General features: G+C 69.2%; 12 protein-coding genes. 11 read left to right on the forward strand and 1 reads right to left on the reverse strand.

Annotated elements, in window-relative coordinates; all coding sequences use genetic code 11:
• Positions 1-2: 2 nt before the first annotated feature.
• Positions 3-941: an AAA family ATPase gene (locus tag OHA18_RS30805; protein WP_442914427.1), complete on the reverse strand. Its 939-nt coding sequence runs from the start codon at positions 939-941 to the stop codon at positions 3-5.
• A gap of 574 nt (positions 942-1,515) precedes the next feature.
• Here OHA18_RS30805 and mraZ point away from each other — a divergent pair.
• From mraZ to murC, 11 genes are all read left to right on the forward strand, one after another.
• On the forward strand, positions 1,516-1,947 hold the full coding sequence (mraZ, locus tag OHA18_RS30810; RefSeq protein WP_130446673.1) for a division/cell wall cluster transcriptional repressor MraZ: 432 nt from the start codon (positions 1,516-1,518) through the stop codon (positions 1,945-1,947).
• 215 nt (positions 1,948-2,162) lie between these two features.
• On the forward strand, positions 2,163-3,128 hold the full coding sequence (gene rsmH, locus OHA18_RS30815; protein WP_328998833.1) for a 16S rRNA (cytosine(1402)-N(4))-methyltransferase RsmH: 966 nt from the start codon (positions 2,163-2,165) through the stop codon (positions 3,126-3,128).
• Complete coding sequence (locus OHA18_RS30820; protein ID WP_328998834.1) at positions 3,128-3,766, forward strand: hypothetical protein; 639 nt, start codon at positions 3,128-3,130, stop codon at positions 3,764-3,766. Before rsmH ends, OHA18_RS30820 begins: the two co-directional genes overlap by 1 nt.
• 430 nt (positions 3,767-4,196) lie before the next feature.
• Complete coding sequence (locus OHA18_RS30825; protein WP_328998835.1) at positions 4,197-5,999, forward strand: peptidoglycan D,D-transpeptidase FtsI family protein; 1,803 nt, start codon at positions 4,197-4,199, stop codon at positions 5,997-5,999.
• Entirely contained in the window at positions 5,999-7,582 is a 1,584-nt protein-coding gene (locus tag OHA18_RS30830) for a UDP-N-acetylmuramoyl-L-alanyl-D-glutamate--2,6-diaminopimelate ligase (protein WP_442914428.1), read from the forward strand. Before OHA18_RS30825 ends, OHA18_RS30830 begins: the two co-directional genes overlap by 1 nt.
• Entirely contained in the window at positions 7,579-8,994 is a 1,416-nt protein-coding gene (locus OHA18_RS30835; protein WP_328998837.1) for a UDP-N-acetylmuramoyl-tripeptide--D-alanyl-D-alanine ligase, read from the forward strand. Before OHA18_RS30830 ends, OHA18_RS30835 begins: the two co-directional genes overlap by 4 nt.
• Positions 8,991-10,073, forward strand: a complete 1,083-nt coding sequence (gene mraY, locus OHA18_RS30840; protein WP_328998838.1) for a phospho-N-acetylmuramoyl-pentapeptide-transferase — start codon at positions 8,991-8,993, stop codon at positions 10,071-10,073. Before OHA18_RS30835 ends, mraY begins: the two co-directional genes overlap by 4 nt.
• Positions 10,070-11,506 carry a UDP-N-acetylmuramoyl-L-alanine--D-glutamate ligase gene (gene murD / locus OHA18_RS30845; RefSeq protein ID WP_328998839.1) on the forward strand — a complete coding sequence of 479 codons (1,437 nt, stop codon included), beginning with the start codon at positions 10,070-10,072 and terminating at the stop codon, positions 11,504-11,506. Before mraY ends, murD begins: the two co-directional genes overlap by 4 nt.
• 15 nt (positions 11,507-11,521) lie before the next feature.
• Positions 11,522-12,772, forward strand: a complete 1,251-nt coding sequence (gene ftsW, locus OHA18_RS30850) for a putative lipid II flippase FtsW (RefSeq protein WP_328998840.1) — start codon at positions 11,522-11,524, stop codon at positions 12,770-12,772.
• A 22-nt stretch (positions 12,773-12,794) separates the two neighbouring features.
• A complete protein-coding gene (murG, locus tag OHA18_RS30855) occupies positions 12,795-13,883 on the forward strand; it encodes an undecaprenyldiphospho-muramoylpentapeptide beta-N-acetylglucosaminyltransferase (protein WP_328998841.1) in 1,089 nt (362 codons plus the stop codon).
• Entirely contained in the window at positions 13,880-15,352 is a 1,473-nt protein-coding gene (gene murC / locus OHA18_RS30860; protein WP_328998842.1) for a UDP-N-acetylmuramate--L-alanine ligase, read from the forward strand. The genes murG and murC overlap by 4 nt, the downstream gene beginning before the upstream one ends.
• Positions 15,353-15,364 lie beyond the last annotated feature (12 nt).

Consider the following 15,364-nt stretch of genomic DNA (forward strand, 5'->3'; position numbering starts at 1 on the left):
TCTCAGTCCCGGCGGGTGCGGGGGAGGGCCACGCTGGACACCAACCCGGAGATGATGTCGGCTGCACCGCGCCCACCGAGATGCGCCTCAGCCGCAGGGAGTACGCGGTGCGCGAGGACCGGCACCGCGAGCTCCTGGATGTCGTCCGGCAGTACGAACTCGCGCGCGTCGAGCGCGGCCGCCGCACGCGCGGCCCGGATCAGGTGCAGCGTCGACCGCGGGCTGGCGCCGAGCCGCAGCTCCTGCGACCGCCGCGTCGCGCCGACCAGCGCAACGGCGTACTCCTTCACGCCTTCGGACACGTGCACGGACTGCACCGTCTTCACCAGCCGCAGGATCTGCTGTCCGTCGGTCACCGGTTGCAGGCTCAGCAGCGGGTCGTCGGCGGCGTGCCCGTCGAGCATCCGCAGCTCGGCGGCCGGCTCGGGGTAGCCCATCGACACCCGGGCCATGAAGCGGTCGCGCTGTGCTTCCGGCAGCGGGTACGTGCCTTCCATCTCGATCGGGTTCTGCGTCGCGATGACCATGAACGGCGCGTCCAGGTGGTACGTCGTGGTGTCGACGGTGACCTGTCGCTCCTCCATGGACTCGAGCAACGCGGCCTGGGTCTTCGGCGAGGCACGGTTGATCTCGTCGCCGACGACGATGTTCGCGAACACCGCGCCGGGCTTGAACTCGAAGTCGCGGATCTCCTGGTTGAAGACGGAGACGCCGGTGATGTCCGACGGCAGCAGGTCCGGCGTGAACTGGATCCGGCGCACGGTGCAGTCGATCGACTTCGCCAGCGCCTTCGCCAGCATCGTCTTGCCAACGCCCGGCACGTCCTCGATCAGCAGATGTCCTTCGGCCAGCAGGACCGTGATGGCGACCTCGACCACGTCGGGTTTGCCCTCGATCACCTGCTCCATGGCCCGGCGGACGCGGCCCGCCACCTCGGACAGCTCGTCGAAGTCCCCGGCTCCTGCCAGCGGCGAGCTGGTCGCGGTGGTGCTCACTCTGTGTCCTCCCCATTCGTTGACTGCCGACACATTCTCACCCGCTGTAGGGGTCGGGCCTAGTCCGGCGGGGGTTTCGTTACCTGACGTTTCGATGTTCATCGGCGCACGCCCTCACGGCGGGTCGGTCTGTGGTGTGCAGCTGTCGCGTCCCTCCAAGCGTACGGGCGGCAAAAGCAGTGCGTGCGGCGTACGACGTTCCGATCACCCAGAAGGTTCACGCAGCACCGCCGCGAATGGTTCATATCAGCCCGACTTTGAGAACCCACCGACCATAAATCGGCGGTGGAAATGGTTGGTGGCTTCTCAAAGTCGGCCGGTGGAGCGAAGTGGAGGAACGCGCAACGGCTGAGGCGGCAGCGACACGCGGGATTGCAGGCGCGGATTCAGGCGGCGCGGGGGCGGAATGGGGCGGAAGTTGGTTGACGGTGGTGGAAAGTGGAGTAAGGTGGAGCGCAGTGGAACTGAAGTGGTGGAAGCACCCGCCTGAGTCGGAGAGTCCGCAACGGGGAGGTGGAGCGTGTTCCTCGGAACTCACTTCCCCAAGCTCGACGACAAGGGACGGCTGTTCCTGCCGGCCAAGTTCCGCGACGAGCTGGCCGACGGTCTGGTGATCACGCGAGGGCAGGAGCGATCGCTGTCCGTGTGGCCGGAGCGTGAGTTCGTCCAGCTGACCGAGCAGTTGAAGCAGGCTCCGATCACCAACAAAGGTGCGCGGGACTACCTACGGATGTTGTTCGCCGGCGCCTCGAACGAGATGCCGGACAAGCAGGGCCGGGTCACCATCCCACCGATGCTGCGCGATTACGCGTCACTGGATCGCGACTGCGTCGTCATCGGGGCGATGAACCGGGTGGAGATCTGGAACACGGAGAACTGGAACCGGTACTCCGCGGAGCAGGAGCAGGCGTTCGCCGACCTCTCCGAGGAAGTGCTGCCAGGCATCTTCTAGAAGCACAGTTGAACAGAGTGCGAGGACACACCGACCGTCCGGTGAGATCACGGGTCCGACTTCCGACCTGAGTGTTGACGCCACTTCCCCGGCGCCAAGGCCATCAGGTACTTCCCCGGGAGGCGTACCCGCGATCTGACCGGACGGTGCTGTCTACGTACCACACAAGACCTGCGGGGGCAGGGTCGCTCCCGCGGCGACGGGAAGGGTCGAGGATGGACGCTGCGGAGCGGCATGTGCCGGTGATGCTGGAGCGCGTTGTCGCGCTGCTGGCGCCGGCACTCGCGCATCCCGGTGCCGTCTTCGTCGACGCCACCCTCGGCCTCGGTGGTCATTCCGAGGCGTTCCTGCGGAAGTTTCCCGACGTACGGCTGATCGGCTTCGACCGGGACCCGGCCGCGCTGCGGCTCGCGGGCGACCGGCTGGCGCCGTACGAGGACCGGATCACTCTCGTCCACGCGGTGTACGACGAGCTGCCGCGGGCGCTCGTGGACCTCGGCGTGCCGGCCATCGACGGGATCCTGTTCGACCTCGGTGTCTCCTCGATGCAGCTGGACGAGGCCGACCGCGGGTTCGCGTACTCGCAGGACGCGCCGCTGGACATGCGGATGGACTCGACCGGCCCGACCACGGCGGCCGACATCGTCAACACCTACAGCGCGGCCGACCTGGCCCGGGTCCTGTTCCAGTACGGCGAGGAGAAGTTCGCCCGCCGGATCGCGGACCGGATCGTGCGGGAGCGGGAGACCGAGCCGTTCACGAACAGCGCGCGGCTGTCCGAGCTGGTCCGGAACGCGATCCCGCAGGCGGCCCGGCGTACCGGGGGACACCCCGCGAAGCGGACGTTCCAGGCGCTGCGGATCGAGGTGAACGGCGAGCTCGAGGTACTGCGCCGTGCGCTGCCCGCCGCGCTGCAGGCGCTGGCGCTGCACGGGCGGATCGTGGTGATGAGCTACCAGTCGCTCGAGGACCGGATCACGAAGCAGGCGTTCGCGGCCGCGACGAAGAGCGACGTACCGGACGACCTGCCGGTGATTCCGGCCGGGCACGAGCCGTATCTGAAACTGCTGACCCGCGGCGCCGAGCGGCCGACCGAGGAAGAGGTCGCGGCGAACCCGCGAGCGGCCTCCGCCCGGGTGCGGGCGGCGACGAGAGTCCGGGAGAAGGGACTGGTGGCCTGATGAGTACTGTCTTCAGCCCGCAGAAGGCGCGGGTGACGCCGGTCCCCGCGAAGAAGCGCTCCGAGCCGAGGCTGCGGGTCGTGTACGGCGCGCCGTTCCGGCCGCCGCGGATGCCGTTCGTCATCTTCGTGGTGTCGCTGCTGGCCGCCGGACTGGTCGGTCTGCTGCTGCTGAACACGGAGCTGCAGAGCGGGACGTTCCAGGTGACCAAGCTGAGCAGCCAGGCGGATCAGCTGCGCGACCAGCAGGAGCAGCTGGAGAAGCAGGTCCGCACGCTGGAGTCGCCGCAGAACCTGTCCGACCGTGCACTGCGGATGGGCATGGTGCCGAATCCGAACCCGGTGTTCCTGCGGCTGTCCGACGGCCGGGTGCTCGGTGTGCCCGCGGAGGGCAAGGCCGGCACGGGTACGGCGATGTTCGGCCCGGGTACGCCGACGGGCATCGCGACCACGCCGCCGGCCGTGAAGCCGACGGCACCGGTCGTGAAACCGGCAACACCGGTCGTGAAGCCGACGACACCGGTCAAACCGCCGGCAGGCACCACCAAGCCGACCGGCACCACCAATCCGCCCGCGGGAACCACGAAGCCTCCGGCGGGTACGACGAAGAAGCCACCCGCCACGACCACACGGGGATGATCGGATGACGGATCGACGGGGAAACGAGCCGCCACGCAAGCGTGGTGCCACACCGGGCCGGGAGAATCCGCCCCGCAAGGCTCAACCCCGTCGTTCCTCCGCTACAGACAGTGGCCGCACCGCCCCGCAACGCCCCGAGTCCACCCGTGACCGCCTCCTCCGGCAGTCCCAGGAGGAGACCGCTGCTCCGCGCCGCTCCGCTGCGAGCGGTCAGGGAGAACGGCGACGCCGTCCGGCCCCAGAGAGCGCTGGACGTTCAGCGCCGCGCAAGAAGGCGGCCGCCGCCCGGCAGGTGCCGCGCCGTGGACCCGACGGGGCGGAGCGGAAGGCGCCGGCCAAGAAGGCGGCCAAGCGCCCGGTGAAGAAGAGCGCGTCAGCGCGCAAGCGGCCGCCGCAGAATCGGCCACAGCCACGGCCCAAGAAGCGGAGGGTGCCGAAAGCGCCGCGGATGTTGCGGTTGGGGCGGCCGACCGTGCGGTTGCGGGTGACGTTCGGGGTGATGGCGTTCGTGTTGTCGCTGTTCGCCGGGCGCCTCGTGCTGCTCCAGGGCGTGGACCCCGACAGCTATGCGCAGGCGGCGACCCGGGAGAACACCAAACCGTTCACCCTCTATGCGACCCGCGGCAGCATCACCGACCGCAACGGCGTCGAGCTGGCGGTCTCCGAGGACGCGGTCGCGATCACCGCGGACCCGACCCAGACCAAGCCCGTCGCCCAGCAGCTCGCCTCGATCCTCACGCCGAAGCTCACCGGTACGACGTACGCGAAGCTGGTCGCCGCGATGTCCGGCAAGGGCCGCTTCGCCTATCTCGCGCACCAGGTGCCGCCGACGACGTGGAGCGCGATCCAGGCCGAGATCAAGACCGCGAACGCGACCATCACCCAGCAGAACAAGGGCAAACCGCAGGACCAGGCGGCTCCGCTACTGGCCGGCCTGTATACCGAGGACGACCCGATCCGCAGCCACCCGAACGGCAGCATCGCCGCGACCGTCGTCGGGGTGACGGGTGCCGACGGCAAGGGCCTGTCCGGACTCGAGTACGGCCTGAACGACAAGCTGTCCGGCCACGACGGCAAGGCGATGTACGAGGTCGACACCAAGGGCAACAAGATCCCGAACGCGAACCACACGGTCGACGAGCCGAAGCCCGGCGTCGGCGTCCAGCTGACCCTGGACACCGACCTGCAGTTCTTCGCGGAGAAGCGGATCGAGCAGGCGGTCAAGCAGTACAAGGCCAGCTCCGGCACGGTGATCGTCGAGGACGTGAAGTCCGGCGAGCTGCTGGCGATGGCCAACTACCCGACTTTCGACCCGAACAAGCCGTACAAGTCCAGCGACCTGAACAACCCGGCGCTGGAGCGCACCTACGAGCCTGGCAGCGTGCAGAAGGTGGCGACCATGGCCGCGCTCGCCGACGCCAACCTGATCGACCTGAACACCAAGCTCCGGGTGCCCGGCAGCATCGACGTGCAGCGTCGCACGATCAAGGACCACTGGGACCACGGCCCGATGAACCTGACCATCGCCGGTGTGGTCGCGAAGTCGTCGAACGTCGGCACGATCATGGCCGCGCAGCAGATGCCGATCGCGGAGTTCGTGAAGTACCTGCACAACTTCGGGTTCGGCCAGCCGACCGGCCTGGACTTTCCCGGCGAGAGCAGCGGCCGGCTGATGGGCGGCGACGAGTGGCCGGAGATCACCCGGTCGAACGTCGCCTTCGGCCAGGGCCTGTCGGTGAACGCGGTGCAGATGGCGTCCGCGGTGAACGCGGTCGCCAATGGCGGCGTCTATGTCCCGCCGAAGCTGGTCCGCAACTACGTCGACGCGAACGGCACTGTGATCCCGAACCAGACCGCGGCGCCGCACCGGGTTGTGAGCGAGAAGGCCGCCAAGGAGGTTGCCACGATGATGGAGGCGGTCACCGCGAAGAAGGGCACCGCACCGCAGGCGGCGATCGACGGCTACCTGGTGGCAGGCAAGACCGGTACGGCGCAGGAGGTCGACTCCGCCTGCAGTTGCTACCGCAAGTGGGCCACTTCTTTCGCCGGATTTGCTCCGGCCGACAACCCACGGTTCGTTACCTACGTCGTACTGCACGACCCGAGTGACGGCGTTCGGGGTGGTGGCCTGCAAGGAGGACCGGTGTTCCGCGACGTGATGAGCTACGCGCTGCAGAAGTATGTTGTCCCGCCGACGGGGGCCAAGCAGCCCAACGTCCCGATCACCTGGTGATGGTGACGCAGGGTCAGGTAGGAGTCACAGGGTCCGGAGCGGTAGCCTCAGGGCCCGTGTCCACCCCTACCGCCGCAGGCGGCGCGGTCGCAGCGATCAGGCCACGGCATGTCGTGCCGGTCAGCCTCGCCGACCTCGCGAGCGTCGCCCACACCCGGAGTCCGGCAACGTCGCCGGTCACCGTCACCGGCGTCACCCTCGACTCGCGGTCCGTTCTCCCCGGCGACCTGTACGCCGCTCTGCCCGGTGCGGTCACGCACGGCGCGCAATTCGTCGCGAAAGCCCAGCAGTCCGGCGCAGTCGCAGTACTCACGGACCCTGCGGGGGCTGACCGTGCTGCGGCAACCGGTCTCCCCACACTGGTCGTCGACGACCCGCGCAGTGTCCTCGGTGCGGTCGCGTCGCGGGTCTACGGCGAGCCGACCAGTGAGCTGCGGCTGCTCGGGGTGACGGGGACCAACGGCAAGACCACGACCAGTTTCCTGCTGGACGCAGTACTGCGGGAGCTCGGGCGCGCGGCGTTGATCGGCACGATTCAGACGCGTGTCGGCGACGAGGTGGTGAAGAGCGTCCGGACCACTCCGGAGGCCACTGATCTGCAGGCGCTGTTCGCGGTGATGCGGGAGCAGGCGGTCGCGTGGTGCGCGATGGAGGTGTCGAGCCACGCCCTTGCTATGGGCCGAGTCGACGGCGCCCGGTTCGCGGTGGCCGGGTTCACCAACCTCACGCAGGACCACCTGGACTTCCACAAGACGTTCGAGGAGTACTTCCAGGCGAAGGCCTCGTTGTTCACCCCGGAGCGGTGTGATGTCGCGGTGGTGACCATCGACGACGAGTACGGGCGCCGGCTGGCCGCGCAGACCGTCGTACCGCTGGTCACCGTGTCGACCAAGGGCGACGCCGACTGGACGGTGGCCGGCCTGCACCGGTCCGAGCACGGTACGACGGTGCTCGACATCCGTGGGCCGGACGAGACGCTGACCGTGGAGACCGCGCTGCCCGGCGACTTCAACGTCGCGAACGCGCTGCTCGCGACCGTGATGCTGCGACAGGTCGGCGTACCCGCCGAGGCGATCGCGGCCGGTCTGCGGACCGCGACCGTGCCCGGGCGGATGGAGCTGTTCACCCGCGAGGACGGCCTGGCCGTGATCGTCGACTACGCCCACACCCCGGATGCGGTCGAGCTGGCGCTGAAGGCGGCGCGCGGGGCGACCAAGGGCCGGCTGTTCGCCGTCATCGGCTGCGGTGGCGACCGCGACCCGTGGAAGCGGCCGGCGATGGGAGCCGCCGCCGCCCGGACCGCGGACGTGGTGATCGTGACCGACGACAACCCGCGCAGCGAGGACCCGGCGACGATCCGGGCCGCCGCAGTGGCAGGTGCGCGGGAGGCGGTTCCGGCCGTCGACCTGCACGAGATCGGCGACCGCCGGCAGGCGATCGCGTCCGCGATCGAGCTGGCCGGCCCCGGCGACACCGTCGTCGTACTCGGAAAGGGCCATGAGACCGGCCAGGAAATCGGCGGCGTGATCCACCCGTTCGACGACCGCGAAACCGTGCGTGAGCTGTTGGAGGCAGACCGGTGATCCCTGTCAGTTGCGGCGAGATCGCCGACGCCGTTCGCGGCGAGCTCGTGGGCGTCGAGCCCACGGCCGTTGTCGACGGCGCGGTGGTGATCGATTCGCGAGGCGCCGAACCGGGCGGGCTGTTCGTCGCCCTGCCCGGTGAGCGCGTCGACGGGCACGACTTCGTCGGTACGGCGACTGCCGCGGGTGTCACGGTCTCGCTCACCACCCGCGCGGTGGACGGCAGCCCGTGCATCGTGGTCGACGACGCGGAGCGGGCCCTCGGCGACCTGGCCCGGCTGGTGATCGGCCGGCTGCCCGCCTTGACGGTGATCGGCCTGACCGGGTCGACCGGCAAGACCAGCACCAAGGACCTGATCGGCCAGCTGATCCGCCCGTACGGCGAGACGGTGTGCCCGGAAGGCTCGTTCAACAACGAGCTCGGCCACCCGCTGACCGCACTGCAGGCGTCGCCGAGCACGAAGTACCTGGTCGCCGAGATGGGCGCCCGGCACGCCGGCGACATCACCTACCTGACCGGGATCACGCCGCCGGCGGTCGGCCTGGTGCTGAACGTCGGCACCTCGCACGTCGGCGAGTTCGGGTCCCAGGACAACATCGCGATCGCCAAGGGCGAGCTGATCGAGGCGGTGCGGCCGGGCGGTACGGCGGTACTGAACGCCGACGACCACCGGGTGGCCGCGATGCGAAGCCGGACGCAGGAGAAGGTGCTGACCTTCGGCGAGGCGCCCGAGGCGGATGTCCGGGCCACCGACGTGAAGCTCGACGGCGAGGGCCGGGCAGCGTTCGCCCTGCACATCGGCGGCGGCACTGAATCTGCCGCTCCGGCCTTCAGCGGCGCCGTCCAGCTGCAGCTGATCGGCGAGCACCACGTCTCGAACGCCCTCGCCGCCGCGGCGGTCGCGCTCGCGGTCGGCCTGACACCGGAGCAGATCGCCGACGGCCTGAACGCGGCGCAGCGGGTGTCGGCCGCGCGGATGGAGCTGACCGAGCGGGCGGACGGCGTGACGATCATCAACGACGCGTTCAACGCCAACCCGGACTCGACCCGCGCGGCGCTGAAGTCGCTGGTCGCCATCGGCCGCTCGCGGGGTGCACGGACCTGGGCGGTGCTCGGCGAGATGCTCGAGCTCGGCGACACCTCCGCCGACGAGCACGACGCGATCGGGCGGCTCGTCGTACGGCTGGACGTGAACCGGCTGCTCGTGGTCGGTGAGGGCGCGAAACCGATCCATCTCGGCGCCTCGCTGGAAGGCTCGTGGGGCGACGAGTCCGCGTTCGTCGACACGATCCCGGACGCGCTCGAGCTGCTCAGATCCGAGTTGCGCGCGGGCGACGTCGTACTGGTGAAGTCCTCCAAGGGCTCGAAACTGCGCAGTCTTGCCGACGCGCTGCTGGAGGACGCCCAGTGATTTCGATCCTGTTCGGTGGCGCCGTCGCGATGGTGCTGACGCTGCTCGGCACGCGGTGGGCGATCAAGTGGCTCGCCAAACGCGGGTACGGCCAGGAGATCCGGGACGACGGCCCGGCCTCCCACCACACCAAGCGCGGTACGCCGACCATGGGCGGCGCGGTGTTCATCACCGCGACCATCATCGGGTACTTCGCGGCCAAGCTGTTCACCATGACGCCACCGAGCGCCTCGGCGATCCTGGTGCTGTTCCTGTTCGCCGGAATGGGCGCGGTCGGCTTCCTGGACGACTTCATCAAGATCTTCCGGCAGCGCAGCCTCGGCCTGCGCAGCAAGGCGAAACTGGCCGGCCAGACCATGGTCGCGGTGGTGTTCGCCGTCCTCGCGCTGCAGTTCCCGGACGAGCGCGGCCAGCGGCCGGCATCGCCGTTCATCTCGTTCATCCGCGACATCGGCTGGCTGGAGCTGCCGGCGATCCTGGTCATCATCTGGATCCTGCTGCTGGTCGCCGGCATGTCGAACGGCGTCAACCTCGCCGACGGCCTGGACGGTCTCGCGACCGGCGCGTCGATGATGGTCTTCGGCGCGTACACGCTGATCTGCATCTGGCAGTTCAACCAGAGCTGCGCGACCGCACAGGGCGTCGGCGCCAAGTGCTACGAGGTGCGAGATCCGCACGACCTGGCCGTGGTCGCCGCCTGTCTGACCGGCGCGCTGTTCGGCTTCCTGTGGTGGAACGCGTCGCCGGCGAAGATCTTCATGGGTGACACCGGTTCGTTGTCGCTCGGTGGAGCCCTGGCAGGCATGGCCGTGATGACCCGCACCGAGCTGCTGGTCCTGCTGCTCGGCGGCCTGTTCGTAATCATCACCGCCTCGGTGATCCTGCAGGTCGGCTACTTCAAGATCACCAAGCGCGCCACCGGCGTCGGCAAACGGATCTTCCGAATAGCTCCGTTGCAGCACCACTTCGAGATGCTCGGCTGGGAACAGGTCAACGTGGTGATCAGGTTCTGGATCATCCAGGGCCTGTGTGTGGTGATCGGTCTCGGCGTCTTCTATGCGGAATGGGTGACCGGATGACGCTCGAGACACGCACCGACGACGGCTGGGCGAGCACCCGGTTCGTCGTGCTCGGTTTCGGTACCGCGGGCTACGCCTGCGCCGACTCACTCGTCCAGGCCGGCGCCGAGCACCTCGTCGTACTCGACGATCGCGACACCGAGGCGCTGCGGGAGAAGGCGCAGATCCTGGAGACGCTCGGCGCCACGATCACGCTCGGCCCGGGCAGTACGGCGGAGCTGCCGAAGGAGGTCGACGTCGTCGTCACCTCGCCCGGCGTACCGCCGCACGCACCGTTGCTCGCGCAGGCGGCCGAGCGCGACGTGCCGATCTGGAGCGAGATCGAGCTGGCCTGGCGACTGCGCGACCCGGCGAACGCCGCGCCCTGGCTGTGCATCACCGGCACCAACGGCAAGACCACGACGGTGCAGATGCTGACCGCGATGCTGCAGGCCGCCGGTCTCCGGGCCGTTGCCGCAGGCAACGTCGGGCTGCCGCTGCTCGAGGTCGTGATGGACCCCGAGCCGTACGACGTGATCGCGGTCGAGCTCTCGTCGTACCAGCTGCACTTCACGCATTCCATGTCGGCGCACTCGGCCGCCGTACTGAACATCGCGCCGGACCACGTCGACTGGCACGGCTCGCTCGAGGCGTACGCCAAGGACAAGGGCCGGATCTTCGAGAACTGCCAGGTCGCCTGCGTCTACAACGTCGCCGATCCGGCGACGGAGCAACTGGTGCTGGACGCGGACGTCATCGAGGGCTGCCGCGCGATCGGTTTCACCCTTGGTACGCCGGGACTGTCGATGATGGGAATCGTCGACGACCTGTTGGTGGACAGGGCCTTCGTGGAGGCACGCGAAACGTCTGCGCTCGAACTGGCGATGATCTCCGACGTCACGCCGGCCGCGCCGCACAACATCGCGGACGCGCTGGCCGCGGCCGCGCTGGCGCGCGCGTTCGGAGTGCCGGCCACGGCGGTCCGCGACGGGCTGCGCGGGTTCCGGCCGGACAAGCACCGGATCGCCCACGTCGCGGAGGTTGCCGGGGTCAACTATGTCGACGACTCGAAGGCCACCAACCCGCATGCCGCGCAGGCCTCGCTGCTCGCCTACGACCCCGTGGTGTGGATCGCCGGCGGACAGGCCAAGGGCGCGACGTTCGACGAGCTCGTGATCGCGGCCCGCGAACGTTTGCGTGCCGTCGTACTGATCGGCCAGGACAAGCAGGTGATCGCCGAAGCTCTCGAGCGACACGCACCGGATGTCCCGAGGATCGTCGTCGAGGCAACAGACACTGGAGCTATGCAGATCGTGGTGGGGGAGGCGGCGAAGCTCGCGCAGGTGGGTGACACCGTGCTGCTCGCGCCCGGCTGCGCATCGTGGGACATGTTCGCCAACTACGGAGCCCGTGGGGACGCCTTCACCGAAGCCGTACACGCGCTCGATATCTGATCCGGAGGTGATCGCGTGACATCGATCGCGGATCAGCCCGAGGGCAGGAAGAACGGCGAACGGGCCTGGGTCGCGGCGATCCGGGACGTGCTCGACCGGCCGCTGACGTCGTACCACATCGTGCTCGGTGCGACCGGCCTGCTGCTGGTGCTCGGGCTGATGATGGTGCTGTCGGCATCGAGTGTGCTGTCGCTGCGGGTGAACGGGAACAGCTACACGATCTTCGTCCGCCAGCTGATCTGGGTCGTGGTCGGCCTGCCGATGGCGTACGTCGCCTCGCGGATGACGCCACGGCACTTCCGGATGCTCTCGTACGTCGCGTTGCTCGGATCGATCTTCCTGCTGGTGCTGACCTACATCCCCGGCCTCGGCGTCGGCGTGAACGGCAACACCAACTGGCTGAATCTCGGCGGACCGCTGCAGATCCAGCCGAGCGAGTTCGCCAAGCTGGCGATGGTGATGTGGTGCGCGGACCTGTACGCCCGCAAGGAGAAGCTGCTCACCCAGTGGAAGCATCTGCTGGTTCCGATGGTGCCGGTCTGCGGTCTGGTGATCGCGCTGGTGGTCGGACAGCACGACCTCGGGACGGCGCTGGTCCTGATGGCCGTGATGATCGGCATGATCTGGATCGTCGGCGCACCGACCCGGCTGTTCGTCGCGACCATCGTCGTGGTCGGCGCGGTCGCGACGTACTTCGTCAACGCGGAGAAGTACCGGATGCAGCGGGTCACGTCGTTCCTGGACCCGTTCTCCGACCCGATGGGGGTCGGCTGGCAGGCGTACCACTCGTTCTACGCGCTGTCGACCGGCGGCTGGTGGGGCGTCGGGATCGGCAACAGCCGGCAGAAGTGGAGCAACCTGCCGGAGGCGCACACCGACTTCATCTTCTCCGTGATCGGTGAGGAGCTCGGCCTGGTCGGGTCGCTCACCGTGCTCGCGCTGTTCCTCACCCTGGCCTATGCCGGGGTGCGGATCGCGACCCGGAACGCCGAGCCGTTCGTCCGCTACGCGGCGGCCGGGATCACCATCTGGATCATGGCCCAGACGCTCGTCAACCTGGGCGCCGTGATCGGACTGCTACCCATCGTGGGTATCCCGCTCCCGCTTTTGTCGTACGGTGGTTCCGCACTGCTGCCGACGCTGATCGCGATCGGCATGCTGCTGTCCTTCGCGAAGGCCGAGCCCGGCGCGCAGGCCGCCTTGAAAGAGACCAGGCGGCCCCGGTTCGGGTGGCTGCCTTCGCGGCGTACGCCGCACTACAAATGAACCCGCGGGAGCGTTGAAAGCTGTGCCCAGCATCGTCCTGGCCGGAGGCGGAAGCGCCGGCCACACCTCACCCCTGATCGCCACCGCCGACGCCCTGCGCCGGATCGACCCGACCGTCGAGATCCTGGCCCTCGGGACGGAGCGCGGCCTCGAGACCCGCGTCGTGCCCGAGGCCGGTTACCGGCTGGAGCTGATCCCGCCGGTGCCGCTGCCGCGCAAGCCCACGCCGGCCCTGCTCGCCGTTCCGGGGAAGATGCTGGCCTCGGTCAGCGCGGCGCGGCGGGTCCTCGACGAGGCCAAGGCCGACGTCCTGGTCGGATTCGGCGGCTACGTGTCCACCCCGGCGTACGTCGCCGCCTGGCGGCGGAAGACGCCGATCGTCGTGCACGAGGGCAACGCGGTGCCGGGGATCGCGAACAAGTTCGCTGCCCGCTACTGCACGCCGCACGTGAAGACGTCGTTCCCGGGCACCGAGCTGCCGCACGCGGAGTACGTCGGGCTGCCGATTCGGCGCGCGATCTCGACGCTGGACCGGGCCGCGCTGCGCGCCGAGGCACGGCAGTTTTTCGGCCTGGACCCGGACGCGCCGACGCTGTTCGTGACCGGTGGGTCGCAGGGCGCGCGGCAGATCAACGAGGCCGTCTCCGGCGCCGCCGCCGACCTGCAGGCGGCCGGGATCCAGGTCCTGCACGCGATCGGCCCGAAGAACACCCTCGAAGTACCGCAGGCCGGCCGCTATCCGTACGTCGTACTGAACTACGTCGACCGGATGGACCTGGCGTACGCCGCCGCCGACCTGGTGGTCTGCCGGTCCGGGGCGAACACGGTCACCGAGGTGTCCGGTGTCGGGCTGCCGGCGATCTACGTTCCGCTGCCGATCGGTAACGGTGAGCAGCGGCTGAACGCGAAGCCGGTCGTCGATGTGGGCGGCGGGCTGCTGGTCGACAACGCCGCGATGACCGCGGACTGGATCCGGGCGAACGTGCCGCAACTTCTGCACGACCGCGAGCGTCTGACAGCCATGTCCACAGCTGCGACCGGTGTGATCCGGACGGATGCCGACGAGCGATTGGCGCGGATCATCCTCGATGTGGTGAGGTCTGCTTCGTGATCGTCACCGCACCTGACACGCTGCTGCCTGCCGAAAAGCTGGGCAGCGTGCACTTCGTAGGGATCGGCGGCGCCGGCATGTCCGGGATCGCCAGGATCATGGCGTCGCGCGGGATCGAGGTGTCCGGGTCCGACGCCAAGGACGGCAAGGTGCTCGCCGCGCTCCGGGCGCTCGGCGCGACCTGCTGGGTCGGTCACGCCGCCGAGCACGTCAAGGACGTCGACACCGTGGTGGTGTCGACCGCGATCCGCGAGACCAACCTCGAGGTGGTCGCCGCCCGCGAGGCCGGGATCCCGATCCTGCCCCGGGCCGCCGCGCTCGCCTCGGTGATGGTCGGCCGGCGGACGCTGGCGGTGGCCGGCACGCACGGCAAGACGACCACGACGTCGATGCTCACGGTCGCGCTGCAGCACTGCGGCGCCGACCCGTCGTACGCGATCGGCGGCAACCTGAACGAGTCCGGGTCGAACGCCCACGACGGCACCGGCGACCTGTTCGTCGCCGAGGCGGACGAGTCGGACAAGTCGTTCCTGACCTATACGCCCGAGGTGTCGATCGTCACGTCGGTCGAGCCGGACCACCTGGACAACTACGGGACCGAGGCCAACTACCGGCAGGCGTTCGTCGAGTTCTGTGACCGCGTGCAGCCCGAGGGCTTCATGGTGATCTGCCAGGACGACACCGGCGCCCGGCGGCTGGCGGAGTACGCGCGGGACCGCGGCATCGACGTCCGGACGTACGGCGAGTCCGAGGACGCGGATCTGCATGTCACGGAGATCACCGCGACCGGGGCGACACAGTCGTTCGTGCCGGTGTACCACGGGCGGAAGCTGCCGGTCGTGAATCTGCAGCAGGCGGGCAAGCACAACGTGCTGAACGCGTCGGCGGCGCTGACGGTCGGGCTCGGGCTCGGGTTCTCCGCGGTCGACCTGGCCGAGGGGCTGGCGGCGTTCACCGGTACCGGCCGGCGGTTCGAGTTCAAGGGTCTCGAGGACGGCGTGCGGGTGTTCGACTCGTACGCGCACCACCCGACCGAGCTGGCCGTCGACCTGACCGCGGCCCGTCAGGTGGCGGGGGAGGGGCGCGTGATCGCGTGCTTCCAGCCGCATCTGTTCAGCCGGACGCGGATCTTCGCGACCGAGTTCTCCGAGGCGCTGGCGCTGGCCGACGAGGTCGTGGTGATGGACGTGTTCGCGGCCCGCGAGGACCCGGAGCCCGGCGTCACCGGGGCCTTGATCGCGAACCACGTGCCGCTGAAGCCTGAGCAGGTACGGTTCGAGCCGTCGTGGTCCGCAGTACCGCAGCTGGTCGCGGACCTGGCCGAGCCGGGCGACCTGGTCGTGACGCTGGGCGCGGGCGACGTGACCCTGATCGGCCCGGAAGTCGTTGGTCTGCTGGCCGAACGCGCCAACGCTCGCGAGTCGGCCCGCGAGCCTGCCGAGGCAACGCTCACACCTGTGGTGGAGTAAAAGGGTGGGGTT

Source organism: Kribbella sp. NBC_00709, assembly GCF_036226565.1.
Lineage (GTDB): Bacteria > Actinomycetota > Actinomycetes > Propionibacteriales > Kribbellaceae > Kribbella.

Coding starts and splice junctions, on each gene's coding strand:
- rsmH (WP_328998833.1), top strand. CDS start 2,163: ATGGACGCTGCGGAGCGGCATGTGCCGGTGATGCTGGAGCGCGTTGTC.
- OHA18_RS30820 (WP_328998834.1), top strand. CDS start 3,128: ATGAGTACTGTCTTCAGCCCGCAGAAGGCGCGGGTGACGCCGGTCCCC.
- OHA18_RS30830 (WP_442914428.1), top strand. CDS start 5,999: ATGGTGACGCAGGGTCAGGTAGGAGTCACAGGGTCCGGAGCGGTAGCC.
- murD (WP_328998839.1), top strand. CDS start 10,070: ATGACGCTCGAGACACGCACCGACGACGGCTGGGCGAGCACCCGGTTC.